This is a genomic window from Cellulomonas hominis (assembly GCF_014201095.1).
In the GTDB taxonomy this organism is placed as follows: Bacteria; Actinomycetota; Actinomycetes; order Actinomycetales; family Cellulomonadaceae; genus Cellulomonas; species Cellulomonas hominis.
Map to the genome: position 1 here is coordinate 4,357,516 of NZ_JACHDN010000001.1, position 25,834 is coordinate 4,383,349.

The following is a 25,834-nucleotide window of genomic DNA, read 5'->3' on the forward strand; positions in this document are numbered from 1 at the left end:
CGGCATACTATCTCGAACACCGATGTTCGACTTAGCACCCAGGAGGCCACCGTGACCGCCACCGACCCCACCGCCCTGCACGTCCTCGTGCTCGGCGGCTACGGCGCGGTCGGCCGGCACGCCGTCGCCGCCCTGCGCGCCGCCGGGCACGCCCCCGTCGTCGCCGGCCGCGACCCCGCACGCGCCGACCTCCCGCTGGACCTCGGCGACCGGGCGGCCGTCGCGCGCGCCGCCGCCGACGCCGACGTGGTGCTCAACGCCGCCGGCAGCGAGGACCCCCGGCTCGCGGCGGCGGTCACCCGGGCGGGCACCGCGTTCGTCGACGTGAGCGCGACCGCCGGGTACCTGGACGCGCTGGCCGGGGCGACGCACGCCGCCCCGGTGGTGCTCAGCGTCGGCATCGCGCCCGGCCTGACCAACCTGCTCGCGCACGCGGTCGCCCGCCGGGACGCCGCGGCCGGCCGGGACGCCGCGGCCGGCCGGGACGCAAGCGGTGCCCTGGACATCGCCGTCGTCCTGGGCGCGGGCGAGGCGCACGGCGCCGCGGCGACGGCCTGGAGCCTCGGGCTGCTCGGCAGCCGGTTCCCCGACACGACCGCTCCGGGCCGGACCGTGCGCAGCTACACCCGCGGCGCGCGGTTCGCGCTGCCCGACGGCCCTCGGCGGCTGTACCGGACCGACTTCAGCGACCAGCACGTGCTGACCCGCGAGCTCGGCCGGCCCGTGCGGACCTACTTCGGCACGGACAGCCGGCTCGCCACGGCCGCGCTCGCCGCGCTGACCTGGGTGCCGCCGGTCGGGCGGCTCGCGGGCCGGGCGCACCTGCCGGGCGGGGAGGACTGGGTGCTCCAGGTCCGGGACGCCTCGGGACCTCGCGCGACCGTCACCGGGACCGGCCAGTCCCGGGCCACCGGCGTCCTCGCGGCGCGGGCCGCCGTCCTGGCCGCCGGCGCACCCGCGGGCGTGCACCACCTGCCCGCCCTCGCCCGCCTCGAGGACCTGGACCTGCCGTACCGCGTCGACTGGCACGAGGGCGCCCGCCCCGCTCCGGTAGCCTGACCGGCCGCGCCGCACCCGCCGCGCGCCGGCCGACCGGAGGTCCCACCGTGCCCGACAAGCCGCCCGCCGAGGTCGCCCTCACCCCCGGCCTGGTGCGGGACCTGCTCGCCGAGCAGCACCCGGACCTCGCGGACCTGCCCGTCCGGCTCGTCGCGCACGGCTGGGACAACGGCACGTTCCGCCTCGGCGACGACCTCGCGGTGCGGCTCCCCCGGCGCGCGGCCGCGGCGCACCTCGTCGAGCACGAGCAGCGCTGGCTCGGCGTCCTCGCCGGCCTGTGCCCGGTCCCGGTGCCCGCGCCGGTCCGCCTCGGCCGGCCCGGACCGCTGTTCCCGTGGTCGTGGAGCGTCGTCCCGTGGTTCGCGGGCCGGCACGCCGCCGACGAGCCCGTCGCCGCCCGGACCGCCTGGGCCGGGACGCTCGCCGAGGCCCTGGCCGCGCTGCACGTCCCCGCGCCGGCGGACGCGCCCGTGAACCCGGTGCGCGGCGGCTCCCTCGCCGGCCGGGGCGCGGCGCTCACCGAGCGGATCGCGGCGGGGCACCTCGACGCCGTGCTGCCCGGCGCCGACCCGCGCGCCCTCACGCTCTGGCACGACGCGCTCGCGGCGCCCGCCTGGCCGGGGCCGCCCGTGTGGCTGCACGGCGACCCGCACCCCGCGAACCTCGTCACCCGGGACGGCGCCCTGGCCGCGCTGCTGGACTTCGGCGACGTCACCGCCGGCGACCCCGCGTGCGACCTGGCGACGGCGTGGCTCACGTTCGACGCGGCCGGCCGCGCCGCGTTCCGGGCCCGCAGCGACGCCCTCGCCGACGCCGCCGGGCCGCCGGACCCCGGGCGCTGGCGCCGGGCCGCGGGCTGGGCGCTGGTCATGGGCTCCGCGCTGGTGACGCACAGCGACGACGACCCGACCCTCGCCGCGATCGGCGCGCACACCGTGCGGGGGCTGCTGGGCTGACCGCGCGACACTCGCGGGGCATCATGGCCGGATGGCCGAGAACAAGACCGTCGCGACCGACGCCGACCCGCACGCCTTCCTCGCCACCGTCACCCCCGAGCGCCGCCGCCGGGACGCCGACCGCGTGCTGGACCTCATGCAGCGCGTGACCGGCGAGCCGCCGGTGATGTGGGGCCCGTCGATCGTCGGCTTCGGCTCCGTGCGCTACACCTACGCCTCGGGCCGCACCGGCGACTGGCCGCCCGTCGCGTTCTCGCCGCGGAAGACGGCGCTGACGCTGTACCTCATGGACGGCGTCGAGGCACACGTCGACGACCTCGCCGCACTGGGGCCGCACACCGTCGGCAAGGGGTGCCTGTACGTCAAGGACCTCGACGCGGTCGACGCCGCCGTCCTCGAGCGGATCGTCGCGGCGTCCTGGGCGGCCGCCGGGACCAACCCGCGCGACGCCGGCTGACCCGGGCCGACACGAGCGACGCGCCACGACGCGAGTCCCGGGCGTCCGCGCCCGACCCCGCGTACTCGGTGTCCACGTCTCCCAGCGGCATGCCCATCCGCCCGACGCGGACACCGCGCACCCGGTGTCCACACCGTCCAGCACCACCTCCACCCACCCGACGCGGACCACGGCGCACCCGGTGTCCGCACCGCCGCCGGCCGGCACGCCGACGCCCCCGGGACCACGCGGGTCCCGGGGGCGTCGTGCGTGCGTCGTCAGGCCGCGGCGAGCGACCGGAGCACGTACTGCAGGATGCCGCCGTTGCGGTAGTAGTCCGCCTCGCCGGGGGTGTCGATCCGCACGACCGCGTCGAACTCCACCGCGGAGCCGTCCGCCTTCGTCGCGGTGACGCGCACCGTGCGGGGCGTGGACCCGTCGTTCAGCGCGGTGATCCCGGCGACGTCGAACGTCTCCGTGCCGTCCAGGCCCAGCGAGTCGGCCGACTCGCCGGCCGGGAACTGCAGCGGCAGCACGCCCATGCCGATGAGGTTCGACCGGTGGATCCGCTCGAACGACTCGGTGATGACGGCCTTCACGCCGAGCAGCGCGGTGCCCTTGGCCGCCCAGTCGCGCGACGAGCCGGAGCCGTACTCCTTGCCGCCCAGGATCACCAGCGGCACGCCGGCCTCGGCGTACGCCTGCGCGGCGTCGTAGATCGACGTCTGCTCGCCGGTCAGGTGGTTGACCGTGAAGCCGCCCTCGACGCCCGGCACGAGCTGGTTCCGCAGCCGGATGTTCGCGAACGTGCCGCGGATCATCACCTCGTGGTTGCCGCGGCGCGAGCCGTACGAGTTGAAGTCGCGGCGCTCGACGCCGTGCTCCGCGAGGTAGACGCCCGCCGGGCTGTCCGCCTTGATCGAGCCCGCGGGGCTGATGTGGTCGGTGGTGACCGAGTCACCGAGCTTCGCGAGCACGCGGGCGCCCGTGACGTCGGCGACCGGCGCCGGCTCGGCGGCCATGCCCTCGAAGTACGGGGGCTTGCGCACGTAGGTGGACTCGCCGTCCCAGGCGAACGTGTCGCCCTCCGGGGTGTCCAGCGCGCGCCAGCGCTCGTCGCCCGCGAACACGTCGGCGTAGTCCGCCTCGAACATCGACCGGTCGATGCTCGCGTCGATGGTCGCCTGGACCTCCTCCGGCGTCGGCCAGATGTCCGTGAGGAACACCGGCGTGCCGTCGGGGTCGGTGCCCAGCGGCTCGCGGTCGAAGTCGAAGTCCATCGTGCCGGCGAGCGCGTACGCGATGACCAGCGGCGGGGACGCCAGGTAGTTCATCTTCACGTCGGGGTTGATGCGGCCCTCGAAGTTGCGGTTGCCGGACAGCACCGAGACCACCGACAGGTCGTGCTCGTTGACGACCGCCGAGACCTCGTCCGGCAGCGGGCCGGAGTTGCCGATGCAGGTCGCGCAGCCGTAGCCGACCAGGTGGAAGCCGAGCTTCTCCAGGTAGGGCCAGAGGCCGGCCTTCTCGTAGTAGTTCGTCACCACCTGCGAGCCCGGGGCCATCGACGTCTTGACCCACGGCTTCGAGGCCAGCCCGCGCTCGACGGCCTTGCGCGCCAGCAGCGCCGCGGCGAGCATCACCGACGGGTTCGAGGTGTTGGTGCAGGACGTGATCGACGCGATGACGACGGCGCCGTGGTCGAGCTCGGTGCTCGTGCCGTCGGCCAGCGTGACCGGGACGCGCTTGTGCGGCCGGCGGGCCGAGTCCCCCGCGGCGACGTGCGCCGGGGCGTCCGAGGAGTCCGCGTGCTCGCCGGCCGCGATCGGGTCGGAGGCCGGGAAGGTCTCGTCCACGGACTCGTCGAGGCCGGTGAACGGCGCCCTCTCCGAGTCGGACACGTAGTCGAGGATCGAGGTGGCGAACGACTCCTTGGCCTCGGACAGCTCGATGCGGTCCTGCGGGCGCTTCGGGCCGGCGATCGACGGGACGACGGTGCCGAGGTCGAGCTCCAGGTACTCCGAGTACGCCGGCTCGCGCGACGGGTCGTGCCAGAGGCCCTGCTCCTTCGCGTACGCCTCGACCAGCGCGAGCTGCGGCTCGGAGCGGCCGGTCAGGCGCAGGTAGTCGAGCGTGACGTCGTCGATCGGGAAGATCGCGCAGGTCGAGCCGAACTCCGGCGACATGTTCCCGATCGTCGCGCGGTTCGCCAGCGGCACCTGGGCCACGCCGTCGCCGTAGAACTCGACGAACTTGCCGACCACGCCGTGCTGGCGCAGCTGCTGGGTGATGGTGAGCACGACGTCGGTCGCCGTCACGCCGGACGGGATCGAGCCGATGAGCTTGAAGCCGACGACGCGCGGGATGAGCATCGACACCGGCTGCCCGAGCATGGCCGCCTCGGCCTCGATGCCGCCGACGCCCCAGCCGAGCACGCCGAGGCCGTTGACCATCGTCGTGTGCGAGTCGGTGCCGACGCACGTGTCGGGGTACGCCCGGCCGTCGCGGACCATGATCCCGCGGGCCAGGTACTCGATGTTCACCTGGTGCACGATGCCGGTGCCCGGCGGGACGACCTTGAAGTCGTCGAACGCCGTCTGGCCCCAGCGCAGGAACTGGTACCGCTCGTGGTTGCGCTGGTACTCGATCTCGACGTTCCGCTGGAAGGCGTCCTGCCGGCCGAAGACGTCGATCTGCACCGAGTGGTCGATGACGAGCTCGGCGGGGGCCAGCGGGTTGATCCGGGTCGGGTCGCCGCCGAGGTCCACCATCGCCTCGCGCATCGTGGCCAGGTCGACCACGCAGGGCACGCCGGTGAAGTCCTGCATGATCACGCGCGCCGGCGTGAACTGGATCTCGGTGTCGGGCTCGGCCGACGGGTCCCACGCGGCGAGCGCGCGCACGTGGTCGGCCGTGATGTTGGCGCCGTCCTCGGTGCGCAGCAGGTTCTCGGCCAGCACCTTGAGGCTGTACGGCAGCTTCTCGGTCCCGGGGACGGCGTCCAGCCGGAAGATCTCGTAGGTGTCGTCACCGACCTGCAGCCGGGACTTCGACCCGAAGCTGTCGACGCTGCTCACTGTGGGGCTCCTTCGTGGGGCGAGTTTCGGTCGCTGGGGGTGACCGAGCGGAACAAGTATCTTGACGTCAAGATACATCGTACCCCGTCGCGACCCCGGGAGCGACGCGCGGCGGCGGCGCTCCCGGGGTCGCCGGGTACGACGGTGCGGTGCGGCGGCGCGTCAGCCCTCGGCCGGGCCCTGCGCGGCCCGGCGCTCCCGCTCGACGGCCTTCTCGTGCTGGCGGGGGTCGTACTCCGGGGTGCCCTGCTTGTGCAGCTCGGCGGTCGCGCGGCGGCTCGCCTCGGCCACGCGGCGCGTCGCCTCCGCGGCGGACTCGCGGGCGTCACCCTGGTGCGCTGTCGTCATCGTCGGCTCCTTCCGGTCCCGGGCGCCCGCGGGCCGGGGCGCCCACCCCCACGCTAGGCCGCCGCCGCCCCCGGCGCGACCGTCCCCGCACGTCGCAGCGGCACGCGCGGCCCCGCCGAGCCCCCAGCCACGCCGGCGCGCGTCAGCGCTCCAGGACCGCGACCGCCTCGACGTGGTGCGTCATCGGGAACAGGTCGTAGCCCGTCACGTCGCGCAGGGCGAAGCCCTCCTCCGCGAGGTACGCCACGTCCCGGGCCAGCGCGGCCGGGTCGCACGCGACGTACACGACCCGCGACGGCCCGAGCCCCGCGACCGCCCGCACGACGTCCCGCCCGGCGCCGACGCGCGGCGGGTCGAGCACGACGGCGTCCGCGCGGGTCCCCGCCTCGCCGGAGGCCAGCACGCCGGCGACGTCCCCGCCGTGCAGCGCGACCTGCGGCCGGTCGTGCAGGTTCCGGCGGGCGTCGCGCACCGCCCGGTCGGCGCCCTCGACCGCGACGACGGAGCCGGACTCCCCCACGGCGTCCGCGAGCGGCAGCGTGAACAGCCCCGCACCGGAGTACAGGTCGAGCACCCGGCCGCCCGCCACGTCACCCAGCGCGGACAGCACGGCCCCGGTCAGCGCCGCCGGCGCCTCGCGGTGCACCTGCCAGAACCCGGCGGCGGCCACGCGGTACGTCCACTCGTGGTCCCCGACGGCCACGCGCTCCCGCACCGCGGCCCGCGCGTTCGGCCGCGGGTCCGCCTTGCCGCGGCGCAGGTCGAACGGCTGTCCGTCGACCAGCACGACCGGCTGGTCGCCGCCCGCGGGCGCCACGGCCTCGATCCGGGCGCCCGGCGCCCAGCGGCGCCCGAGCAGGTCCAACTCGGCCAGCGCGCCGCTCATGAGCGGCATCGTCGTCACCGGGAGCACGTCGTGCGACCGGAACCGGCGCATGCCCGCCCGGCCCTCGCGGTCGGCCAGGAAGCCGACGCGGGTGCGCCAGCCCAGGCCGCCGCGCTCGTCGTCCCCGGGCAGCGCGCGCACCGGCACGTCGCGGTCGACCTGCGCGAGCCGGAGCAGCTGCTCACGCAGCACGCCGGCCTTCCACGTCCGCTGCGCGTCGAGCCGCACGTGCGCGAGCTCGCCGCCGCCGACGCCCCCGGGCCCGGCCTCGGGCCACGCCGACTCGACCCGGTCGGCCGAGGCGTCCAGCACCTCGACCGCGTCCGCCCGCCAGAACCGCGCCTTCGCGCCGGTCTCGGTCAGCCGTGCGCGCACCCGCTCGCCGGGCAGCGCGTGCCGGACGAACACGACGCGCCCCGGCCCGTCCTCACCCGGGGCCCGGAGCCGCGCGACGCAGTGGCCGCCGTGGGCCACCGGCCCGACCTCGAGCTCGACGACGTCCCCGGGCGCGCCCGCCTCAGAGGCCACGAGAGGTCGTCCTGCGCACGTGCTCCTCCATACCGGTCTGACCCTCCGTCGACGCGAGCTGCCACGGGACGGACGCCACGACGACGCCCGGCGTGAACAGCAGCCGGCCCTTGAGCCGCAGCGCGCTCTGGTTGTGCAGGAGCTGCTCCCACCAGTGGCCGACGACGTACTCCGGGATGTAGACGACCACCAGGTCCCGCGGGCTGTCCCGCCGGATCGAGCGGACGTAGGTGATGATCGGCCGCGTGATCTCGCGGAACGGCGAGTCCAGGATCCGCAGCGGCACCGGCAGGTCCATCGCCTCCCACTGGTCGCGCAGCGCCTGCGCGTCCTCCGGGTCGACGCCCACGGTCACGGCCTCGATGGTGTGCGGGCGCGACGCCCGGGCGTACGCGAGCGCGCGCATGGTCGGCCGGTGCAGGTGCGAGACCAGCACGATCGCGTGCACCCGGCTGGGCAGCGCGCGGGCGGCGGCGGGGTCGGCGCCGAGCGCCAGCTCCGCGCGGACGGCGTCGTAGTGCCGGCGGATCCCCTGCATGCCGATGAACACGACGATCATCGCGAGGATCGCGATCCACGCGCCGTGCGTGAACTTGGTGACCAGGACGATGAGCAGCACCGTCGCGGTCATGCCGAAGCCGATGGCGTTGATGACCCGCGAGCGGGTCATCTGCCGCCGGCGCACCGGGTCCGGCTGCGTGCGCAGCTCCCGGGTCCAGTGCTTGATCATGCCGAGCTGCGACAGCGTGAACGACACGAAGACGCCCACGATGTACAGCTGGATCAGCCGGGTGACCTGCGCGTCGAACGCGATGATCAGCGCGATCGCGCCGAGCGCGAGGGCCACGATGCCGTTGGAGAACGCGAGCCGGTCGCCGCGGGTGTGCAGCTGCCGGGGCAGGTAGCCGTCCTTCGCGAGGATCGAGCCGAGCACCGGGAAGCCGTTGAACGCGGTGTTCGCGGCGAGCACGAGGATGAGTCCCGTGACGACGGCGACCAGGTAGAACGCCGGCGGGAACGCGTGGAAGATCGTCTGCGCGAGCTGCCCGATGACCGGGTCCTGCACGTAGTCCTCGCCGACCGGCACGCCGTCGCGCAGCAGCTGGGTCGCCGGGTCCTCGACGTAGTGCACGCCGGTGATCCGGGCGAGCGTGAGGATCGACATGATGAGGAACACCGACAGGCTGCCGAGCAGCAGCAGCGTCGTCGCGGCGTTCCTCGACTTCGGCTTCCGGAACGACGGCACGCCGTTGCTGATCGCCTCGACGCCGGTCAGCGCGGCCGACCCGGACGCGAACGCGCGCAGGACCAGGAACGCGCCGGCGGCGCCCGTCAGGCCCTGCTCGAAACCGTCGGCCGGCACGATCGTCAGGTCGTGCGAGGCGGCCTGCTGCAGGTCGCCCATCAGGTACTGCACGAAGCCGAAGATCGCCGTCGACCCCACCGCGACCATGAACAGGTACACCGGGATCGCGAACGCGCTGCCCGACTCCTTGACCCCGCGCAGGTTCGCGAGCGTGAGCAGCACGACGATGCCGACCGCGACGAGCGTCTCGTGCCCGCGCAGCGCGGGGATCGCCGAGGCCGCGTACTGCGTCCCGGACGAGACCGACACGGCGACGGTCAGCACGTAGTCGACCAGCAGCGCGCTCGCCACGGTGACGCCGGCCTTCGGGCCGAGGTTCACGGTGGCGACCTCGTAGTCGCCGCCGCCCGACGGGTACGCGTGCACGTTCTGCCGGTACGAGGCGATGACGGTGATCATGACGACCACGACCGCCAGGCCGACCCACGGCGAGATCACCGTGGCGCTGACCCCGGCGAGCGCCAGCGTCAGCAGCACCTCGTCGGGGGCGTAGGCGACGGACGACAGCGCGTCCGAGGCGAAGATGGGAAGGGCGATCCGCTTGGGCAGCAGGGTGTGCCCCAGGTTCTCGCTGCGGACCGGTCGGCCCAGCAGCAAGCGTTTGGCGGCATCCGCGAGATCCGGCACGAGGGACCATGCTAGGCGCACCCGGGCCGGATCGCGCCAACCGGGTGCTCCCGCTGTCTGAGACCGCCCGCGGGGGTATAGCGTTCCGCGTCGTGCACTTCGTCATCATGGGCTGCGGCCGTGCCGGCGCCACCCTCGCGCAGTCGCTGGAGAGCCACGGCCACTCGGTCGCGGTGATCGACCAGAACCCGGACTCGTTCCGCCGCCTGGACGCGGACTTCGCCGGCAGCAAGGTCACCGGCCTCGGCTTCGACCGGGACGTGCTGCGGCAGGCGGGCATCGACGACGCCTTCGGCTTCGCGGCGGTCTCGGACGGCGACAACTCCAACATCCTGGCCGCGCGCGTCGTGCGCGAGACGTTCGGGGTGGAGAACGTCGTGGCCCGCATCTACGACCCGCACCGCGCGGAGATCTACCAGCGGCTCGGCATCCCGACGGTCGCGACCGTCCGGTGGACCGCCGACCAGGTGCTCCGCCGGCTGCTGCCGATGGGCGCGACCAGCCAGTTCACGGACGCCTCCGGCCGGATCGTGCTGTCCGAGGTCGACGTGCACGAGGGCTGGCGCGGCAAGCCGCTGCGCGTCCTCGAGGAGGCCACCGGCGCCCGTGTCGCGTACCTGACCCGCTACGGCGACGGCCTGCTGCCGGACGCCCAGACCGTCCTCCAGGAGAACGACATCGTGCACCTGCTCATGCACGCCGACGACACGTCGGCCGTCGAGCGCGTCGTCACCGCGGCCCCGGAGGTGCAGGCGTGAGGGTCGTCATCGCCGGCGCCGGCTCGGTCGGGCGCTCGATCGCCCGCGAGCTGCTGGCCAACGGGCACGAGATCACGCTGATCGACCGCCAGCCGTCCGCGATGCGCGTGGCCCAGGTCGCGGACGCCGACTGGCTGCTGGCCGACGCGTGCGAGCTGCCGACCCTGACCCAGGCGCGCACGGACGAGTGCGACGTCGTCGTGGCGGCCACCGGCGACGACAAGGCGAACCTCGTCATCTCCCTGCTCGCGAAGACCGAGTACGGCGTGCCGCGGACCGTGGCCCGGGTGAACAACCCGAAGAACGAGTGGATGTTCGACGAGGCGTGGGGCGTCGACGTGGCGGTGTCCACGCCGCGCATCATGACGGCGATGATCGAGGAGGCCGTCTCCGTCGGCGACCTGGTGCGGATCTTCACGTTCCACCAGTCCGGCGCGGACATCCTCGAGCTCACGCTGCCCGACGACTCCCCGCTCGCGGGCCGGCTGATCGGTCAGGTCGACTGGCCGGCCGACACCGTGCTGGCGTGCGTCGTGCGGGACGACCGGCCGTTCTCCCCCAGCGGCGACGACACCCTGGAGGGCGGCGACGAGCTGCTGTTCGTCACGGGGCGGGACGGCTCGGAGGTGGCGCTGGCCGAGCTGCTGTCGAGCCGCGCACCAGGATCCAGCTGAGCCAGAGCACGAGGGCCGTCAGCGGCACGCCCATGACGAGCTTCGCGGTGCCGAGCCAGGCGACCTCGCCGGCCAGGTAGAGCGGGACCTGCACCACCAGGCGCAGCGCGAACATCCCGGCCCACAGCCAGGTCGCCAGCGCGTACCGGCGGCGCAGCTCGGGGTCGGCGCGCCACGCGACGGCACCGGCCCACGACCCCTGCGACGACATCGGGCCGTCGGACCGGAACAGCCCGACCACGACGCCCACCAGCGGCCAGCGCACCAGCGCGGACACCACGAACGCCAGCAGGTAGGCGACGTTGGTCAGCAGGCCCCACGCGAAGTAGTCCTCCGCGCGGCCGGACCGCCACGCCCACAGGACGCCGATCCCGACGCCCAGGACGCCGGACAGCGCCTGCGTGAGCGGGCTGCGCTGCACGAGCCGCGCGACGACCGCGACCAGCGCGGTGGCGGCGGACGCCACGAGCGCGGGCGTCAGCCGCTGCCCCGCGGCGACGAACACGACGACGAACACCAGCCCGGGCGCGACGGACTCGACCGCACCGCGCACGCCGCCGATGGCCTCGCCGAAGGAGAACTCGTCGGCGCCGATCGCCCTCATGCCGCGGGCCGCGCCGGCGCCCTCGGCCGTCTCCGGCCCGGGGGGCGTCGCCGGCTCACTCACCGGGTCGGGGCCGCAGCTCGTAGCGGGGGTTGAACATGGAGCGCCGGCCCTCGCGGGAGCACACCAGGCCCTCGACCTTCAGCCGGCGGCCGGGCTCGATGCCGGCGATCTCCCGGCGTCCCAGCCAGACCAGCACGACCGAGCCGGAGCCGTCGTACAGCTCGGCCTCCAGGGCGGGCACGCCCTCGCGGGGGCGCAGGACCACCGAGCGCAGCACGCCGGACACCTTGGCGCGGTGCCGGTCGGACGCCAGGCTCACCGGCGTGCAGCCGGTGGCGCGCACGGCGTCCTCCCGCTCCTCGACGGCCTCGATCTCCTCCTGCGAGGCGACGGCCCGGCGCAGGTGCTCGCGCAGCGACGTGGGCATGTCAATGGATCTCCGTGATCTCCGGCCCGCGCTTGAGCGGGTCGAACGTGGGGGCGGCGGGCGCCGCCGGGGCGGCCGGGGTCGCGCCGTCGGCCTGGTTCGGGAGCCGGAGCGCGAGCAGGTCGCGCGGCGGCCGGGCGTCGCCGCCGCGGACGACGACGGTGCGGCGGAACAGGTCCTCGAGCTTGCCCGCGGCCTCCTCGTCCACCGCCGCGCGGCCGGTGATGACGCCGCGCAGGAACCAGCGGGGGCCGTCGACGCCGATGAACCGGGCCGGGCGGTGCCCGGTGCGGCCCTCGGGGGTGCGCACGGGGAGCCGGGCGAGCAGCTCGCGCCCGAACGGGCCGGGCACGTCGTCCACGGCGCCGCCCTGCTTGCGCACGGACTCGCCGATCTCCTCGCGGATCTCGTCCCAGATGCCCTCGGTGCGCGGGGCGGCGAACGCCTGCATCTGCAGCGTCGAGCCGTCCAGCGTCACGCCGACCGCGGTCACGACGTTGGTCTTCTTGTCGATCTCCATGCGGAGCTCCATGCCGTGCACGCCCGGCAGCCGGAGCGCGCCGAGGTCCACGCGGGGCCCCGGCGGGATCTCGTCGGCGGCGTCCCAGGGCCCGGCGGACCGGTCGGGGACGGGCGCGGGCGCCTCGTCCGGGGCGCCGGGCGCGGCCGCGTCGTCGGCCTGGGCGGCCGGCTCCTCGGGCGTCGCCTGGTCGGCCGTCTGCTCCAGGGTCTCGTCCTGGGCGGTGCGGTCCTTCGCACCGCGCCGGAATAGCGCCACCCTCAGTCCCTTCCCCGGGTCGCCCGCCGCGCGGGCACGTACACGTCCACAGTAGTCCGCCCGGTGCGGTGCACCTAGCGGGCCCCGCCCGACCGCCAGCCGCCGGACGAGCCGAAGCCGCCGGCGCCGCGCACGGAGTCCGGCAGCTCGTCGGCCTCGACGAACGCCGCGCGCTCCACCCGCTGGATGACGAGCTGCGCCACCCGGTCGCCGCGGTGCAGCACCACCGGCTCCCGCGCGTCGGTGTTGAGCAGCGTCACGGCGATCTCGCCGCGGTACCCCGCGTCCACGGTGCCGGGCGCGTTGACGATCGTCAGGCCGTGCTTGGCGGCCAGGCCCGAGCGCGGGTGCACGAACGCGGCGTAACCCTCCGGCAGCGCGATGGCCAGGCCGGTCGGGACGGTGACCCGCTCCCCCGGCTCGATCGTCGCGTCCACCCGCGTGACCAGGTCCGCGCCGGCGTCGCCCGGGTGGGCGTACGCGGGGACGGGGACGCCCTCGTCCAGGCGGCGGAGCAGCACGGTCAGGGTGGCGGTGGTGTCCTCGGTGCTCGTCACGGGGCCCGACCCTACCGGCCGCGGGTGCGATGCTGGGACGGTGCAGACCACGACGCCCCCGTTCGACGAGCGCCTCTGGCCGTCCCCCGCGGTCTGGCTGGCCGTGCCCGCCGCCGCGGCGATGCTCGGCATCGTGCTGTGGCCGCTGGGCACCGGCCCGGGGGTCGCGGGCGCGGTGACCGGCCTGGTCGCCGCCGGGGCGGCCGCGGTGGCGTCGGCGACGCGGGTCCGGGTCGCCGACGGCGAGCTGCACGCGGGTGCCGCGCACGTGCCGCTCGGGCTGCTCCGGGACCCCGTCGCGCTGGACGCGGACGCCACCCGCGCCGCGCTCGGCCCGGAGCTCGACGCGCGCGCGTACGTGTGCCTGCGCGGGTGGGTCAGGACGGCGGTCCGGGTCCGCCTCGACGACCCCGCGGACCCGACCCCCTACTGGGTGGTCTCCACCCGCCGGCCCGACGACCTCGTGCGGGCGCTGCAGCCCGCGGACGACGACGCCGGCCGGACCACGGGGGTCCGGCCGGCGTCGTGACGGCTGGGTCGGGCGCGCGGCTCGCGCGCGTCCGGACGGCGGCTCAGGCCGCGCACTCCGAGCAGACGGGCATGCCGTCCTTCTCGTACGCGAGCTGGCTGCGGTGGTGCACCAGGAAGCACTTGGAGCACGTGAACTCGTCGGCCTGACGCGGCAGCACCCGGACGGACAGCTCCTCACCGGACAGGTCCGCGCCCGGGAGCTCGAACCCTTCGGCCGCTTCGGTCTCGTCCTCGTCCACCACGCCCGAGTTCTTGTCGGAGCGCCGGGCCTGGAGCTCCTGCAGCGAGTCCTCGCTGAGGTCCTCCTCGGTCTTGCGCGGGGCGTCGTAGTCGGTTGCCATGAGGTGTGGTCACGCTCCGTTGGGTCGGTGGTCGGCGTACGCGGGATCAAGTCGCGGCAGGCGAGGTTTGTTCCCGACAGGCGCCCCGGATTGTGCCCTATTTCGTCGCGGGACGCACGCCGGTCCGGCACCTCCCGCGCCGGGCCCGCGCGGAGCCCGCCGGACGGTCCGGGCGAACCCCCGCGAACCCCCGCAGAACACCCCCGGGGACGTGCCCGCGCCGCCCTCAGTCGTCCGAGTCGGCACCCAGCTCGGCGAGCAGCGCGCCGAGGGCCGCCACCGTCTCCGGCGGTCCGACCACGGTCATGTCCCGGCTCGCCCGGCGCCCCCGCAGGCCGGTGACCTGCGCACCCGCCTCGCGAGCGATGATCTCGCCCGCCGCGACGTCCCACGCGTTGAGCCCGCGCTCGTACATCACGTCGAGCGTCCCCTCGGCCACGCGGCACAGGTCCAGCGCCGCCGACCCGATGCGCCGGATGTCCCGCACCTGCGGGAGCAGCGCGGCCAGCACCCGGCCCTGCGCGCGGCGGCGCTCCGAGACGTACCCGAAGCCCGTGCCGACGAGCGACGTGGCGAGCGGCCGGGCCGGGTTCGCGGCGATCGGCTGCCCGTCGCGGCGGGCGCCCAGCCCGAGCCCGGCCGCGTACGTCACGCCGTCGACGACCGAGTGCACCGCGCCCGCGACCGCGGTCCAGCGCTCCGGGTCGGGCTCGCCGGCGACCAGGCCGACCGACACCGCGTACGCCGGGACGCCGTACAGGTAGTTCACCGTCCCGTCGATGGGGTCCAGCACCCAGGTGAGCCCGGTGGTCCCCGGCTCCAGCCCGTGCTCCTCGCCCAGCACGCCGTCGTCCGGCCGGTGCTCGGCGAGCAGCTCGCGCAGGTGCGCCTCAGACGCCAGGTCCATCGCGGTGACCGGGTCCACCTCCGAGGACTTCGTCGCGGCGACGGCCACCCGGGCGGGGCGGTTCGCGCGGATCAGGTCGCCGGCGGAGCGGGCGAGCCGCTCGGCGAGGTCGGTCAGCGCCCGCACCGCGGCGGCGTCGGGCAGGTCAGGGGTCGCGCTGCTCACGCACCCCATCCTGCCCGACGGCACGCGACCGGCGCCGAGGTCGTCGGTTGCGCGGTCCAGCCGGGGTGCGCAACCGACGACCTCGGGCGGAACCGTCGACCTCGGCCGGTGACCCGACCCCTCAGCGGGCGCCGCGGGCGCCGCGGACGTGGCGGAGCCAGCGGAGCAGCGGGGCCGGCTCCTCGCGCGGGGGGCGCGGGGCCCGGCCCGGGCGGGCGCCGCGGCCGGGGTAGCGGGCGCGCACGGCCGCCGGGTCCCACGGGCCGGGGGCCTGCAGCCGGAACCGCAGCGCCACGAGCCGGGTGACGAGCACCACGGAGACCGCCAGCACCTCGGTCGGCACGGTCAGGGCGCCGGCGTGCCAGAGCACCGCCACGAGCAGCGCCCCGAGCACCGACGGGATCGCGTAGAGCTGCCGCTGGTGCAGCACCACGGGCACCTCCCCGGTGAGGATGTCCCGCAGCACCCCGCCGCCGACGCCGGTGATGACGCCCGCGCAGACCGCCGCGGTCGCCCCGGTCCCGTACTCCAGCGCCTTCACGGTGCCGACGACGGTGAACAGCGCGAGGGCGCCGGCGTCCAGCACCAGCACGAACCGCCGGAGCCGCCCGAGCCCCGGGTGCGCCGCCCAGGTCACCAGCCCCGCGACGCAGGCCGTCACCACGAACTCCCACTGCGCGATCCCGACCGGCGGCACGGCGCCGATCAGCACGTCGCGCAGGATGCCGCCGCCGAGACCCGCGGCCCAGGCCAGGACCACGATGCCGAAGATGTCGAACCCCTTGCGGACCGCGGCCAGGCCGCCGGACAGGGCGCCGACGAACACGCCGAGCAGCTCCAGGACGGGTTGCAGGGGGAGGTCGTCGAACACAGGGGTGATCATGGCAGTTCGGCGGCGCACCGCCCGGCCTCCGCGGGATCGGGGGTGGGCGGTGGCAGGCTCGTCGCGGATGATGGGAGAGGTGATGGCTGAGCTCGAGCTGATCGGACTGCACGAGGACGGGGAACACCTCGTTCTCGCGGCGGCCGACGGGCAGCGCTACCGGCTGCACATCGACGAGCCGCTGCGCGCCGCGGTGCGCCGCGACCGCCCGCAGCTGGAGCAGATCCGCGCGGAGCAGTCGGGCGTGCCCAGTCCGCGGGAGATCCAGGCGCGCGTCCGCGCGGGGCAGTCCGCGGAGCAGATCGCGCAGGACTCCGGCCTCACGGTCGAGCACGTGCGGCGCTTCGAGGGCCCCGTGCTCGCGGAGCGCGAGTTCGTCGCCGAGCAGGCGCGCGGCACCCGGGTCGGCCGGGACGTCGGGGCGCCGGTGCTGGGCGACCTCGTCGTGGACCGGCTCGCCGCGCGCGGCGTGGACCCCGACGGCGTGGAGTGGGACGCGTACCGCGAGGCGGGCGCCGGCTGGACCGTCGTGGCGCGGTTCCTCGTCGAGGACGACCTGCGCGAGGCCCGGTGGACCTACGACGCCTCGGCCCGCGCGGTGCACGCCGAGGAGGACGAGGCCCGCTGGCTCTCCGAGACGGAGATCGCCGACGGCCCCGTGCCGCGCCGCCACCTGTCCGCCGTGCGGGACCTCGTGTACGACGTGGACGCCGACGTGCGCCCCGTGCTCGCCGCGGTCGACGGCCCGGCGCCCCACGGGGAGCACGCCGAGGACCCGGTGGACGACATCCGCGCGACGGCGGACCTGCTGGACGACCTGCGCGCCCGCCGCGGCGTGCGGCAGACGCTCGACCTCGAGGACGACGAGGACGAGGACTTCGGCGGCTTCGGCCCGCAGCACGCGTTCGACTTCGGGCAGCTCGACGCCCCGGACGTCCCGGACCTGCCGGGCTCCCACCCGGTGGAGACCGAGCCCGCGTCCCAGGCCCGGGTGTACCCGGCACCGGTGCGCCCCGTCGCCGAGGAGCCGGAGACGCCCGTCGCGGCGGAGCCCGGCGAGCCCGGCCCGGACGCCGCGGAGCCCGCGCGCCCCGAGCCGCGGACCCGCAGCGGGCGCCGCGGCCGGCCGAAGGTGCCGAGCTGGGACGAGATCGTCTTCGGCGCGAAGCCCGAGTAGCCGCCGAGCCGGAGCCCCGCGGACCCCACCGGGTCCCGGGGGGTTCAGTCCCCCGCGGCCAGGTCCAGCGTCTGCGGCGACAGCGCCGCCGCCCCCGACGTGCGCGCCGTCGTGCGCATCCGGTGGTGCCGGCGGCACAGCACCTCGTAGCCGACGGCGTCCTCGTCCGGGACGTCGACGTCGCCGACGACCACCTGCGCGCCCTCGACCACCATCACGCCGTGCACGGTGCGGGCGTTGTGCGTCGCGCGGGCGCCGCACCAGCACAGGGCCTGCACCTGGAGCGTCTCGACCCGGTCGGCGAGCTCGAGCAGCCGGGCCGAGCCGGCGAACAGCCGGGTGCGGAAGTCGGTGGTGATCCCGAAGGCGAACACGTCGGCGCCGAGCTCGTCGACGACCCGGCCGAGCTGGTCGACCTGCTCCGCGGAGTAGAACTGCGCCTCGTCGCAGATGAGGAAGTCCACGCGGCGCCCCTCGGTGCGCCGCGCGACGACCTCGTCCCAGAAGTCGGTGCTGTCCGTGACCTCGTGCGCGGGGACGGACAGGCCGAGCCGCGAGGACAGCCGGTGCTCCCCCGCCCGGTCGTTGCGGGTGAACAGCACGCCGCCCCGGCCGCGGGCCTGGTGGTTGTGGTGCATCTGCAGCGCCAGGGTGGACTTGCCGCAGTCCATCGTGCCGCAGAAGAAGACGAGCTCTGCCACGCTCTCCTCGTTCCGTCTCAGGTGTGCAGGGCGAGCAGCGGGACCTGGACCTCGGCGGGGGTCAGGGAGCCGTGCACGCCGACGAGCCGCAGCGAGGCGGGCGTCTGGGTCCGGGAGTCGACGACGGTCGCCCGCCCGGTGGTCGCGACCACGAGGTCGCCGATCAGCGGTCGCACGTGCGCCGACACCGGGCCGAACAACCCGGCCCCGATCGCCTCGTCCCCGGTGAGCACGACCGCGGCGTCGCCCAGCGTCTCCGACCACCGGGCCGCGACGACCGCGGGGTCCGCGCCGGCGTCCAGGTGCACGTGCAGCGCCCGGGGCTCCCCCGCCACCAGCGCCACGTCCGCGGCGAGCGCCGGGGTGGTCGCGACGTCCCAGCGCCGGGCGGGGTCGACGTCCACCATCCCGTGGTCGGCGGTGACGACCAGCGACGCGCCGGCGGGCAGCGAGCGCACCAGCCGACGCAGCTCGGAGTCGAGCGCCTCGAGCTGGTCGCCCCACTGCCAGGACCCGCAGCCCTCGTGGTGGCCGGTCTTGTCGACGTCGCCCCAGTACAGGTAGACGAGCCCGGGCTCGCGCAGCAGCCGCAGCGCCGCGTCCACCCGGTCGGCCAGGGACTCCGCGGCCCGGTACCCGCCGCCGCGCAGGGCCGCCTCGGTGAGGCCGGAACCCATGAACTTCCCCGGGCCGACCGTGGTCACGGTGACCCCGTGCGCGACGAGCGTCTCGAACACCGTGGGCTCGCGCTGCCAGTCCCGTGCGGGTCCCAGCCCGTCCCACGACACCATGTTCGCGAGCCGTCCGTCGCGCGGGTTCCGGACGGTGTACCCGACGAGGCCGGTGCGCCCGGGCCCCGTGCCGGTGCCGAACGTGCCCATCGAGGCGGCCGTGGTGGACGGGTAGCCGGCCGACAGCGGCGCGGCGCCGTCGAGCAGCGACCGCAGGAACGGGGCGTGCCCCGAGCGCTCGGTGAGGTTGGCGTACCCCAGCCCGTCGACCAGGACGACGCACACCCGGTGCGTGGCCGGCAGCCCGAGCTGGGCGCGGCGCGCGGGACCGTCGGCGGCCGGCACCCCCAGCGCGTCGGCGACGGCGGGCAGCAGCCCCGACAGCGACGGCCCGGCGTAGTCGGGCAGGACCAGGCCCGCGTCCGCGAGCCGGCCGGGCACGGTGGACGGCGCGGCGGCGGGCATCGTCAGCGCGCGCTCGCCGCGGAGAGCCGCCGGGCGAACGCCACGGCGGCCCGGACGGCGTCGGTGCCCTCGGCGACCGCGCTCACCCGCACCACCACGTCGTCCGGCGTGAGGGTGCCGGTCAGCCCGTGGTCCGCCTCGCACGCCGGGTCGCCGCACTGCGCCGGCTCGAGGTCGACGCGGGAGACGGCGCCCCAGCCGATCGCGAGGGTCAGCTCGGTGGCCGCGGTGCCCGGCGTGTGCTGCTCCGGCGAGCCGAGCACGTGCGTCAGCGCGACCGACCGCAGCTCGGACAGCGGCACGGCCTCGGTCGTCGCGGCCGCGCTGGCCGAGGGGTGCTCCCGGTCGGCCGGGTGGTCGTCGACGTGCGCGACCACGAGCCGGGTCGGCGTCAGCGCGAGCACGGTGACGTGCCGGCGGACCTCCGCGGCGTCGAATGTGGTCTCGGGGTGCACGAGGTGCGCCACGACCGGCTCGTCGGCGAGGGCGACGTCGAGGACGTCGGCCACCAGGTCGGGGTAGTACCCCGCCCGGTGCAGGTCACGGCTGAGGTCGGCGGACGGTGCAGGCACCGGGACATCCTCCCACCGACCGGCCCGGCCCGTCACACCCTTCGCCGCAGGCTGGGGACGACGACCCGAGCGAGGGCGAGGAGGTGGTCACCGCGTGCACCGCGTGCACCCGCGTCACGAAGGACACCCGCCAGACGACGTGGACACCGCGTACGTCGGCACGTTCGGCGCGCGGGGGCTACCCCGGCAGGACGCGGCGCGGTCCGTCGGCCCGGCTCGCGGCGCCGACGCGGGCCGTCGCGCCGAGCACGTACGCGCCGTCCTCGGCGACGACGACCGGGTTCAGCTCGAGGGCGTGCAGCTCGGGCAGGTTGTCCGCGAGCACGGACACCCGGGCGAGCACGTCCTCCAGCGCGGTCACGTCCAGCGGCGGCACGCCCCGGTAGCCGAACAGCCGGGGCGCGGACCGGGGGGCGCGCACGACGTCGGCGACGTCCACGTCGGTGAGCGGCGGCACGGCGTAGGCGACGTCGCCGAGCAGGTCGGTGGTGTCCCCGCCGAGGCCGAAGCCGAGCACGGGACCGAACAGCGGGTCCTCGGAGGACCGGATCACCGTGGCCACCCCGTGCGGGGCCATGGCCTGCACCTCGAGCGGCGCGCGGCCCGGCGCGGGCTCCCGGCCGGCCGCGAGCGCGAGCACCTGCGCCACGTCCGCGCGCAGCTCGGCGGCGTCGTGCACGTCGAGCCGCACGCCGCCGAGGTCCGAACGGTGCCGCAGCGCGGGGACGGTGGACTTGAGCGCGACGGGCCACCCGAGCCGCTCGGCTGCCGCGACCGCCTCGTCGGCGTCGTGCACGCCCTCGGACGGGAACACCTCGACGCCCGCGAGCGCCAGCAGCTCCGCCGCCCGCTCCGGGCCGACCTCCAGGGTCGCGGGGCGGCCCGCCTCGTCCAGCCAGGAGTCGACCAGCCGGCGGGCGGTGCGGGCGTGCACGCCCTCGGGGTGCATCAGGGTGCCGCGGTCGGTAGCGCGCCAGGCGGCGTACCGGACGGCCTGCCCGAGCGCGAGCACCGCGTCCTCGGGGGTGGTGTACGCCGGGATGGTGCGCAGGGCTCCGTCCGCGTCGGGCGCGGTGAGCTGGGGGGTCGCGCCGTGCAGCCCGAGCAGGCACGCCACGGACGTGCGGCCCGACCCGGCGGCGGCGCGCGCGAGCGCCTGGGCGACCCGGTCGTCCCGCGGGCCGGCGGTCGGCACGTGCACCGTGACGACGACGTCCACCTCGGGGTCGGCGTACACCTCGGCGAAGCAGCGCTCGATCCGCTCGTCGTCCGCGTCCTCGGCGATGATCGCGGCCTGCCCGGTGACGGTGAGCCCGGCGGCACCGGCGGCCTCGCGGACCAGCGCGGCCATCGAGGGCGAGGACGCGACGACGGCGGCGCGCCGGCCGGGCGGCAGGGGCTGGAGCGCGAACAGCTGCGCGGCCTCGAGCATCTGGTGCGTGTTGTCCACGAGCACGACACCGGAGCGGCGCATCACCTCCTCCAGCGTGCGCCGGGAGGCCAGCGTCGGGCGGACCGCGTGCCCGGGCGGGACGACGTGGCCGGACCGGCCGGCGGTGACGACCACGACGGGCTTGACCCGGGCGAGCCGCCGGGCGACCCGGGAGAACTTGCGCGGGTTGCCGATCGACTCCAGGTACAGCGCGACGACGTCGGTGCCGTCGTCCTCCTGCCAGAACTGCATGAGGTCGTTGCCCGACACGTCCGCGCGGTTCCCGGCCGACACCAGGTGCGCGAGCCCGAGGTGCCGGCGGCGCACGGAGCCGAGCATCGAGACCGCGGTGGGCGCGGACTGGCAGAACAGGCCGATCCGCCCGGGCGGCGGCGGGTCCTCGGTCAGCGAGGCGTTGAGCAGCCCGCCCGCCGCGTGCGCGAGGACGCCGTAGGACACCGGGCCGATGACGCGCATGCCCGCGGCGTGCGACGTCCGCAGCAGCGCCCGCTGCAGGGCGAGCCCGGTGGCGCCCGTCTCGGCGAAGCCGTCGGACAGCACGACCACGCCGCGCACGCCGAGCCGCCCGAGCGAGCGCACCGCGAGCACCGCCTCGGCGCCGGGCAGCGCGAGCACCGCCAGGTCGACCGGGCCGGGCACGGACGCCAGGTCCGGCCAGTGGCGCACGTGCGCGGGCGTGCCCGGCTCCGGGGCGCGGCCGACGACGTGCACCTGCACCGGCTCCGCCGGCCCGCCGGGCCGGGTCACCGCGCCGGTCCGGTGCTCCGGCTCCCCCGCGCCGTGCACGCCGCCGGTGGCGAGGCCCGCGAGCACCCGCGCCGCCTGCAGGTCCGGCAGCGACCCCGCCGGCGACTCGGCGGACGCGAGCAGCAGCACGCTGCGGGCGGACAGCAGCCCCTGCACGCTGCGGGCCTCGGCGGTGTGCTCGCGCGCCGTCATCACCGCGAGCGACCGGTCGGTGGGGTCGATGTCGAACTCGACGGTCACGACGCCGTCCTCGAGCCGCTGCCGCAGCGAGTACCCGGCCTCGCGGAACACGGCGATCATCCGGCCGTTCTGCGGCAGCACCTCCGCGGTGAACCGGCGCACCCCGCGCTCGCGCGCCGCCGCGGCCAGGTGCTCCAGCAGCACGGAGCCCAGGCCGCGGCCGTGCCGGGAGTCCGCGATGTTGAAGGCGACCTCCGCCTCGTCCGGCGCCACCTTGTCGTACCGAGCGACGCCGATGATCTCGTCGTCCTGCGTGACCGCGACCAGGGCCACCCGGTCGTCGTGGTCCACGGTCGTGAACCGGGCCAGGTCCCGGTCGGGCAGCCGCTCCAGCGGCGCGAAGAACCGGAAGAAGATCGACGCCTCGGACTGCGCGACGTGGAAGGCCTGCAGCGCCTCGGCGTCCTCGGGCCGGATCGGCCGCACGTGCGTCGTGCTGCCGTCCCGGAGCACGACGTCGGCCTCCCAGTGCTCGGGGTAGCCCACCACGCCGTGCGCGTCCCCGGTGAGCTCGGCCATGGGGACGAGCCTATCCGGAGCACCCCCGCGCGTCGTGGTCGTCGGCACGGGCCACGGGCGGGGACAATGGGCCGTCACCCACCACGATCCCGGGAGCAGCATCCGCATGGCGCGCCGCAGCAGCACCCCCGACGTCCCGCCCGGGGACGTCGTCGAGCGCATCGTCGACATCGACGTCGCGACCGAGATGGAGGGCTCGTTCCTCGAGTACGCGTACTCCGTCATCTACTCGCGCGCGCTCCCGGACGCCCGCGACGGACTCAAGCCGGTGCAGCGCCGCATCCTGTTCCAGATGCACGACATGGGCCTGCGCCCGGACCGCGCGCACGTGAAGTCGGCGCGCGTCGTCGGCGAGGTGATGGGCAAGCTGCACCCGCACGGCGACACGGCGATCTACGACGCGATGGTGCGGATGGCGCAGCCGTTCTCGCTGCGGCTCCCCCTGGTCGACGGGCACGGCAACTTCGGCTCCCTCGACGACGGCCCGGCCGCCCCCCGCTACACCGAGGCCCGGATGGCGCCCGCGGCCCTCGCGATGACCGCCGGGCTGGACGAGGACGTCGTCGACTTCGTCCCGAACTACGACAACAAGCTGACCCAGCCGGCCGTGCTGCCCGCGGCCATCCCGAACCTGCTCGTCAACGGGGCGTCCGGCATCGCCGTCGGCATGGCCACCAACATGGCGCCGCACAACCTCGTCGAGGTGGTCGCGGCGGCCCGGCACCTGGTGCTGCACCCGCAGGCCACGCTCGACGAGCTCATGCGGTTCGTCCCCGGCCCCGACCTGCCCTCGGGCGGCAAGATCATCGGCCTGGACGGCGTCCGCGACGCGTACCGCACCGGCCGCGGGGCGTTCAAGACCCGGGCCACCGCGCGCATCGAGAACGTCACGCCGCGCCGCAAGGGCATCGTCATCACCGAGCTGCCGTACACGGTCGGTCCGGAGAAGGTCATCGAGAAGATCAAGGAGGGCGTGCAGGCCAAGAAGCTCTCCGGCATCTCGGACGCCCTGGACCTCACCGACCGGCAGCACGGCCTGCGCCTGGTCATCGAGGTCAAGACGGGCTTCAACCCCGAGGCCGTGCTGGAGCAGCTGTACCGGCACACGCCGCTCGAGGACTCGTTCTCCATCAACAACGTCGCCCTCGTGGACGGCCAGCCCCGCACCCTCGGCCTGCGCGAGCTGCTGGAGGTGTGGGTCGAGCACCGGATCCGGGTCGTCGAGCGCCGGTCCCGGTACCGCCTGGACCGCAAGCGGGAGCGGCTGCACCTGGTCGAGGGCCTGCTGGTCGCGATCCTCGACATCGACGAGGTCATCCAGGTCATCCGGTCCTCGGACGACGCGGAGACCGCGCGCACCCGGCTGCGCGACGTGTTCGACCTGTCCGAGCCGCAGGCCGAGTACATCCTCGAGCTGCGGCTGCGCCGCCTGACCCGGTTCTCCCGGATCGAGCTGGAGAAGGAGCGCGACGAGCTCGCCGAGCAGATCGCCGCGCTGGAGGCGATCCTCGCCGACGACGCCCTGCTCCGCGCCACCGTCTCCGACGAGATGGCCGAGGTCGCCGCGACCTACGGCACCCCGCGGCGGACGATCCTGCTGGAGTCCGCCGGCGGGTCGGTGACCGCCGCCGAGGGCGCGCCGACGTCCGGCCGGGGCGCGCGCGCCGCCGCCCCCGCCCTGTCGCTCGAGATCGAGGACGCGCCCTGCTACGCGCTGCTGTCCGCGACCGGCCTCGTCGCGCGGACCGGCGGCACGGACGTGGCCCTGCGCCCGGCGCCCGGCGCGCACCGCGACCGGCACGACGTGCTCGCGGGCACCGTCCCGACCAGCGTGCGCGGCGAGGTCGGCGTGCTGACGTCGCGCGGCGTGGTGCGGCGGGTCTCCGTGCTCGACCTGCCCGCGCTGCCGCCGACCGACGGCGCCCCGAACCTGTCCGGCGGCCTGCCGCTGACCGAGCTGCTCGCCCTCGACAAGGGCGAGCGCGTCGTCGGCCTGGTCCCCGTGACCGCCGACGCGCCGACGCTCGCGCTCGGCACCGCGCAGGGCGTGGTCAAGCGCGTCACGTCCGGCGAGGCGCCCGCGAACCGGGACTCCTGGGAGGTCGTGGCGCTCAAGGACGGCGACGAGGTCGTCGGCTGCGCGACGGTCTCCGACGACGACGAGCTGGTGTTCATCGCCTCGGACGCCGCCCTGCTGCACTTCCCCGCGGGGTCCGTCCGGCCGCAGGGGCGGCCCGCGGGCGGCATGGCGGGCATCAAGCTCGCCGCGGGGCAGCGCGTCGTGCACTTCGGCGCGCTGGCGGCCGGGTTCCCGTCCTCCGGCGAGGACGAGCCGGTCGTCGTGACCGTCGCCGGCACCTCCGACGCCCTGCCGGGCACCCAGGCCGGCACCGCGAAGGTCACGCCGTTCAGCCGGTTCCCGGGCAAGGGCCGCGCGACCGGCGGGGTCCGGGCGCACCGGTTCCTCAAGGGCGAGGACGCGCTGTTCCTCGCCTGGGCCGGTCCGGGTCCCGCGCGCGCCACGGGGTCCGCGGGCCAGCCGGTGGACCTGCCGGCGCCGGACGACCGCCGCGACGGCTCGGGGCTGCCGCTGGCGGCGCCGCCGCTGGCGATCGGCTGACCGCCCGGCCCACCACGCCACCCCCGGCCCGCGCCACCGCCGCCCGCCGAGATCGGACGCCCCGACCGAGATCGGTCGCCAGAGCGACCGATCTCGGCGCCGCGGACCGATCTCGGCGAGAGGGGACGGCTCGCCGGGCGCGGACGACTCGGCGGGCGCGGGCCGTCCGCGCGGGCAGGCTCGGACCCGCGACGGGCGGGCGGCTCGACGTCAGCGGGCGAGGCCCGCCTCCGCGACCCGGGCGCGCACGCGCGCGGAGATGTCCTCCAGGGACCGCACCTGGTCGTCGTCCAGCGGCCCGATCAGCAGGTCCCGGACCAGCGTGCGCCGGGTGCCCTGCGCGACCCGCGCGGCCGCCGCCCCGGCGTCGGTCAGCCCGACCACGGTGCCGCGCGCGTCCTGCCGGTCCCGGCTGCGGGTGACCAGGCCGCGGAGCTCCATGCGGCGCAGCTGGTGCGAGACCCGGCTGTCCTGCCACTCGGCCGCCGCGGCGAGGTCCTTGGCACGCAGGCCGGGCTCGCCGGCGGCCAGCAGCGGCTCCAGCAGCTCGAGGTCCGCGACCGACACGCCCGCCTCCGCGCCGAGCCCGCGCTCGAGCGCGGTGAAGAACTCGCGGGCGAACCCGAGGTACATCCGCCAGGTCGCGTCCTCCTGCACCTGGCTCTGCCCGTCCCCCTGCGCCACCGTCATGGGGCACA

General features: G+C 75.9%; 24 protein-coding genes. 8 read left to right on the forward strand and 16 right to left on the reverse strand.

The window, feature by feature from the left end; all coding sequences use genetic code 11:
- Positions 1-51 precede the first annotated feature (51 nt).
- Genes HNR08_RS20650 through HNR08_RS20660 form a run of 3 tightly spaced genes read left to right on the forward strand, consistent with a single transcriptional unit; the run spans position 52 to position 2,472 of the window.
- The gene (locus HNR08_RS20650) at positions 52-1,059 is read left to right on the forward strand and encodes an NAD-dependent epimerase/dehydratase family protein (RefSeq protein WP_222596004.1); all 1,008 of its coding nucleotides are present in this window, start codon (positions 52-54) and stop codon (positions 1,057-1,059) included.
- Between the two features lie 47 nt (positions 1,060-1,106).
- Complete coding sequence (locus HNR08_RS20655) at positions 1,107-2,015, forward strand: aminoglycoside phosphotransferase family protein (RefSeq protein WP_146835253.1); 909 nt, start codon at positions 1,107-1,109, stop codon at positions 2,013-2,015.
- A gap of 31 nt (positions 2,016-2,046) precedes the next feature.
- Positions 2,047-2,472 (forward strand): DUF1801 domain-containing protein, encoded by a 426-nt coding sequence (locus HNR08_RS20660; protein ID WP_146835256.1) that lies wholly within the window; start codon positions 2,047-2,049, stop codon positions 2,470-2,472.
- Positions 2,473-2,729: 257 nt separating this feature from the next.
- On the opposite strand, the gene HNR08_RS20665 is transcribed toward HNR08_RS20660, so the two are convergent.
- The 4 genes from HNR08_RS20665 to HNR08_RS20680 all read right to left on the reverse strand — a co-directional run bounded on the left by HNR08_RS20665 (position 2,730) and on the right by HNR08_RS20680 (position 9,283).
- Positions 2,730-5,528 (reverse strand): aconitate hydratase, encoded by a 2,799-nt coding sequence (locus tag HNR08_RS20665; RefSeq protein WP_246802982.1) that lies wholly within the window; start codon positions 5,526-5,528, stop codon positions 2,730-2,732.
- A gap of 162 nt (positions 5,529-5,690) precedes the next feature.
- Positions 5,691-5,876, reverse strand: coding sequence for a translation initiation factor 2 (locus tag HNR08_RS20670; RefSeq protein ID WP_146835261.1), 186 nt, complete (start codon positions 5,874-5,876; stop codon positions 5,691-5,693).
- 142 nt (positions 5,877-6,018) lie between these two features.
- Positions 6,019-7,290 (reverse strand): class I SAM-dependent RNA methyltransferase, encoded by a 1,272-nt coding sequence (locus HNR08_RS20675; protein WP_146835264.1) that lies wholly within the window; start codon positions 7,288-7,290, stop codon positions 6,019-6,021.
- Entirely contained in the window at positions 7,280-9,283 is a 2,004-nt protein-coding gene (locus tag HNR08_RS20680; RefSeq protein ID WP_146835267.1) for an APC family permease, read from the reverse strand. Before HNR08_RS20680 ends, HNR08_RS20675 begins: the two co-directional genes overlap by 11 nt.
- A gap of 107 nt (positions 9,284-9,390) precedes the next feature.
- Between HNR08_RS20680 and HNR08_RS20685 the strand changes: the two genes are divergently transcribed.
- Together HNR08_RS20685 and HNR08_RS20690 are read left to right on the forward strand one after the other, a co-directional pair.
- The gene (locus HNR08_RS20685) at positions 9,391-10,041 is read left to right on the forward strand and encodes a potassium channel family protein (protein WP_146835367.1); all 651 of its coding nucleotides are present in this window, start codon (positions 9,391-9,393) and stop codon (positions 10,039-10,041) included.
- Positions 10,038-10,715, forward strand: coding sequence for a potassium channel family protein (locus tag HNR08_RS20690; RefSeq protein WP_146835270.1), 678 nt, complete (start codon positions 10,038-10,040; stop codon positions 10,713-10,715). Before HNR08_RS20685 ends, HNR08_RS20690 begins: the two co-directional genes overlap by 4 nt.
- Here HNR08_RS20690 and HNR08_RS20695 read toward each other — a convergent pair.
- The 4 genes from HNR08_RS20695 to dut all read right to left on the reverse strand — a co-directional run bounded on the left by HNR08_RS20695 (position 10,645) and on the right by dut (position 13,084).
- Positions 10,645-11,319 carry a DUF3159 domain-containing protein gene (locus tag HNR08_RS20695; protein WP_146835273.1) on the reverse strand — a complete coding sequence of 225 codons (675 nt, stop codon included), beginning with the start codon at positions 11,317-11,319 and terminating at the stop codon, positions 10,645-10,647. The genes HNR08_RS20690 and HNR08_RS20695 overlap by 71 nt on opposite strands.
- A gap of 55 nt (positions 11,320-11,374) precedes the next feature.
- Positions 11,375-11,749, reverse strand: coding sequence for an OB-fold nucleic acid binding domain-containing protein (locus tag HNR08_RS20700; protein ID WP_146835276.1), 375 nt, complete (start codon positions 11,747-11,749; stop codon positions 11,375-11,377).
- A gap of 1 nt (position 11,750) precedes the next feature.
- Positions 11,751-12,527, reverse strand: coding sequence for a DUF3710 domain-containing protein (locus tag HNR08_RS20705; protein ID WP_246802983.1), 777 nt, complete (start codon positions 12,525-12,527; stop codon positions 11,751-11,753).
- A gap of 74 nt (positions 12,528-12,601) precedes the next feature.
- Positions 12,602-13,084 carry a dUTP diphosphatase gene (gene dut, locus HNR08_RS20710; RefSeq protein WP_246802984.1) on the reverse strand — a complete coding sequence of 161 codons (483 nt, stop codon included), beginning with the start codon at positions 13,082-13,084 and terminating at the stop codon, positions 12,602-12,604.
- A gap of 40 nt (positions 13,085-13,124) precedes the next feature.
- Here dut and HNR08_RS20715 point away from each other — a divergent pair, with 40 nt between their 5' ends.
- Positions 13,125-13,613 (forward strand): DUF3093 domain-containing protein, encoded by a 489-nt coding sequence (locus HNR08_RS20715; protein ID WP_146835281.1) that lies wholly within the window; start codon positions 13,125-13,127, stop codon positions 13,611-13,613.
- Between the two features lie 43 nt (positions 13,614-13,656).
- On the opposite strand, the gene HNR08_RS20720 is transcribed toward HNR08_RS20715, so the two are convergent.
- The 3 genes from HNR08_RS20720 to HNR08_RS20730 all read right to left on the reverse strand — a co-directional run bounded on the left by HNR08_RS20720 (position 13,657) and on the right by HNR08_RS20730 (position 15,899).
- Positions 13,657-13,956, reverse strand: coding sequence for a DUF4193 domain-containing protein (locus HNR08_RS20720; protein ID WP_146835284.1), 300 nt, complete (start codon positions 13,954-13,956; stop codon positions 13,657-13,659).
- A gap of 226 nt (positions 13,957-14,182) precedes the next feature.
- A complete protein-coding gene (locus HNR08_RS20725) occupies positions 14,183-15,028 on the reverse strand; it encodes an inositol monophosphatase family protein (protein WP_246802985.1) in 846 nt (281 codons plus the stop codon).
- A 121-nt stretch (positions 15,029-15,149) separates the two neighbouring features.
- The gene (locus tag HNR08_RS20730) at positions 15,150-15,899 is read right to left on the reverse strand and encodes a trimeric intracellular cation channel family protein (RefSeq protein WP_246802986.1); all 750 of its coding nucleotides are present in this window, start codon (positions 15,897-15,899) and stop codon (positions 15,150-15,152) included.
- Between the two features lie 94 nt (positions 15,900-15,993).
- Here HNR08_RS20730 and sepH point away from each other — a divergent pair, with 94 nt between their 5' ends.
- Positions 15,994-17,088, forward strand: coding sequence for a septation protein SepH (sepH, locus tag HNR08_RS20735; protein ID WP_146835293.1), 1,095 nt, complete (start codon positions 15,994-15,996; stop codon positions 17,086-17,088).
- 44 nt (positions 17,089-17,132) lie between these two features.
- Here sepH and HNR08_RS20740 read toward each other — a convergent pair whose 3' ends face one another.
- From HNR08_RS20740 to HNR08_RS20755, 4 genes are all read right to left on the reverse strand, one after another.
- Complete coding sequence (locus HNR08_RS20740; protein WP_146835296.1) at positions 17,133-17,789, reverse strand: thymidine kinase; 657 nt, start codon at positions 17,787-17,789, stop codon at positions 17,133-17,135.
- Positions 17,790-17,806: 17 nt separating this feature from the next.
- Positions 17,807-18,985, reverse strand: a complete 1,179-nt coding sequence (locus HNR08_RS20745) for an alkaline phosphatase family protein (protein WP_146835299.1) — start codon at positions 18,983-18,985, stop codon at positions 17,807-17,809.
- Between the two features lie 2 nt (positions 18,986-18,987).
- Positions 18,988-19,557 (reverse strand): DUF5998 family protein, encoded by a 570-nt coding sequence (locus tag HNR08_RS20750; protein WP_146835301.1) that lies wholly within the window; start codon positions 19,555-19,557, stop codon positions 18,988-18,990.
- 178 nt (positions 19,558-19,735) lie between these two features.
- Positions 19,736-22,516, reverse strand: coding sequence for a bifunctional acetate--CoA ligase family protein/GNAT family N-acetyltransferase (locus tag HNR08_RS20755; RefSeq protein WP_146835304.1), 2,781 nt, complete (start codon positions 22,514-22,516; stop codon positions 19,736-19,738).
- A gap of 106 nt (positions 22,517-22,622) precedes the next feature.
- On the opposite strand from HNR08_RS20755, the gene HNR08_RS20760 reads away from it, so the two are divergent.
- Entirely contained in the window at positions 22,623-25,136 is a 2,514-nt protein-coding gene (locus HNR08_RS20760; protein WP_146835307.1) for a DNA gyrase/topoisomerase IV subunit A, read from the forward strand.
- A gap of 210 nt (positions 25,137-25,346) precedes the next feature.
- On the opposite strand, the gene HNR08_RS20765 is transcribed toward HNR08_RS20760, so the two are convergent.
- Complete coding sequence (locus tag HNR08_RS20765) at positions 25,347-25,826, reverse strand: MarR family winged helix-turn-helix transcriptional regulator (protein WP_146835310.1); 480 nt, start codon at positions 25,824-25,826, stop codon at positions 25,347-25,349.
- Positions 25,827-25,834: the final 8 nt, after the last annotated feature.

Bases quoted from the DNA above. Each gene is read 5' to 3' on its own strand.
- HNR08_RS20765 (WP_146835310.1), bottom strand. From the start codon at position 25,826: ATGACGGTGGCGCAGGGGGACGGGCAGAGCCAGGTGCAGGAGGACGCG.
- HNR08_RS20700 (WP_146835276.1), bottom strand. From the start codon at position 11,749: ATGCCCACGTCGCTGCGCGAGCACCTGCGCCGGGCCGTCGCCTCGCAG.
- HNR08_RS20660 (WP_146835256.1), top strand. From the start codon at position 2,047: ATGGCCGAGAACAAGACCGTCGCGACCGACGCCGACCCGCACGCCTTC.
- HNR08_RS20685 (WP_146835367.1), top strand. From the start codon at position 9,391: ATGGGCTGCGGCCGTGCCGGCGCCACCCTCGCGCAGTCGCTGGAGAGC.
- HNR08_RS20760 (WP_146835307.1), top strand. From the start codon at position 22,623: ATGGCGCGCCGCAGCAGCACCCCCGACGTCCCGCCCGGGGACGTCGTC.
- HNR08_RS20720 (WP_146835284.1), bottom strand. From the start codon at position 13,956: ATGGCAACCGACTACGACGCCCCGCGCAAGACCGAGGAGGACCTCAGC.
- sepH (WP_146835293.1), top strand. From the start codon at position 15,994: ATGGCTGAGCTCGAGCTGATCGGACTGCACGAGGACGGGGAACACCTC.
- HNR08_RS20745 (WP_146835299.1), bottom strand. From the start codon at position 18,985: ATGCCCGCCGCCGCGCCGTCCACCGTGCCCGGCCGGCTCGCGGACGCG.
- HNR08_RS20695 (WP_146835273.1), bottom strand. From the start codon at position 11,319: ATGAGGGCGATCGGCGCCGACGAGTTCTCCTTCGGCGAGGCCATCGGC.
- HNR08_RS20755 (WP_146835304.1), bottom strand. From the start codon at position 22,516: ATGGCCGAGCTCACCGGGGACGCGCACGGCGTGGTGGGCTACCCCGAG.
- HNR08_RS20670 (WP_146835261.1), bottom strand. From the start codon at position 5,876: ATGACGACAGCGCACCAGGGTGACGCCCGCGAGTCCGCCGCGGAGGCG.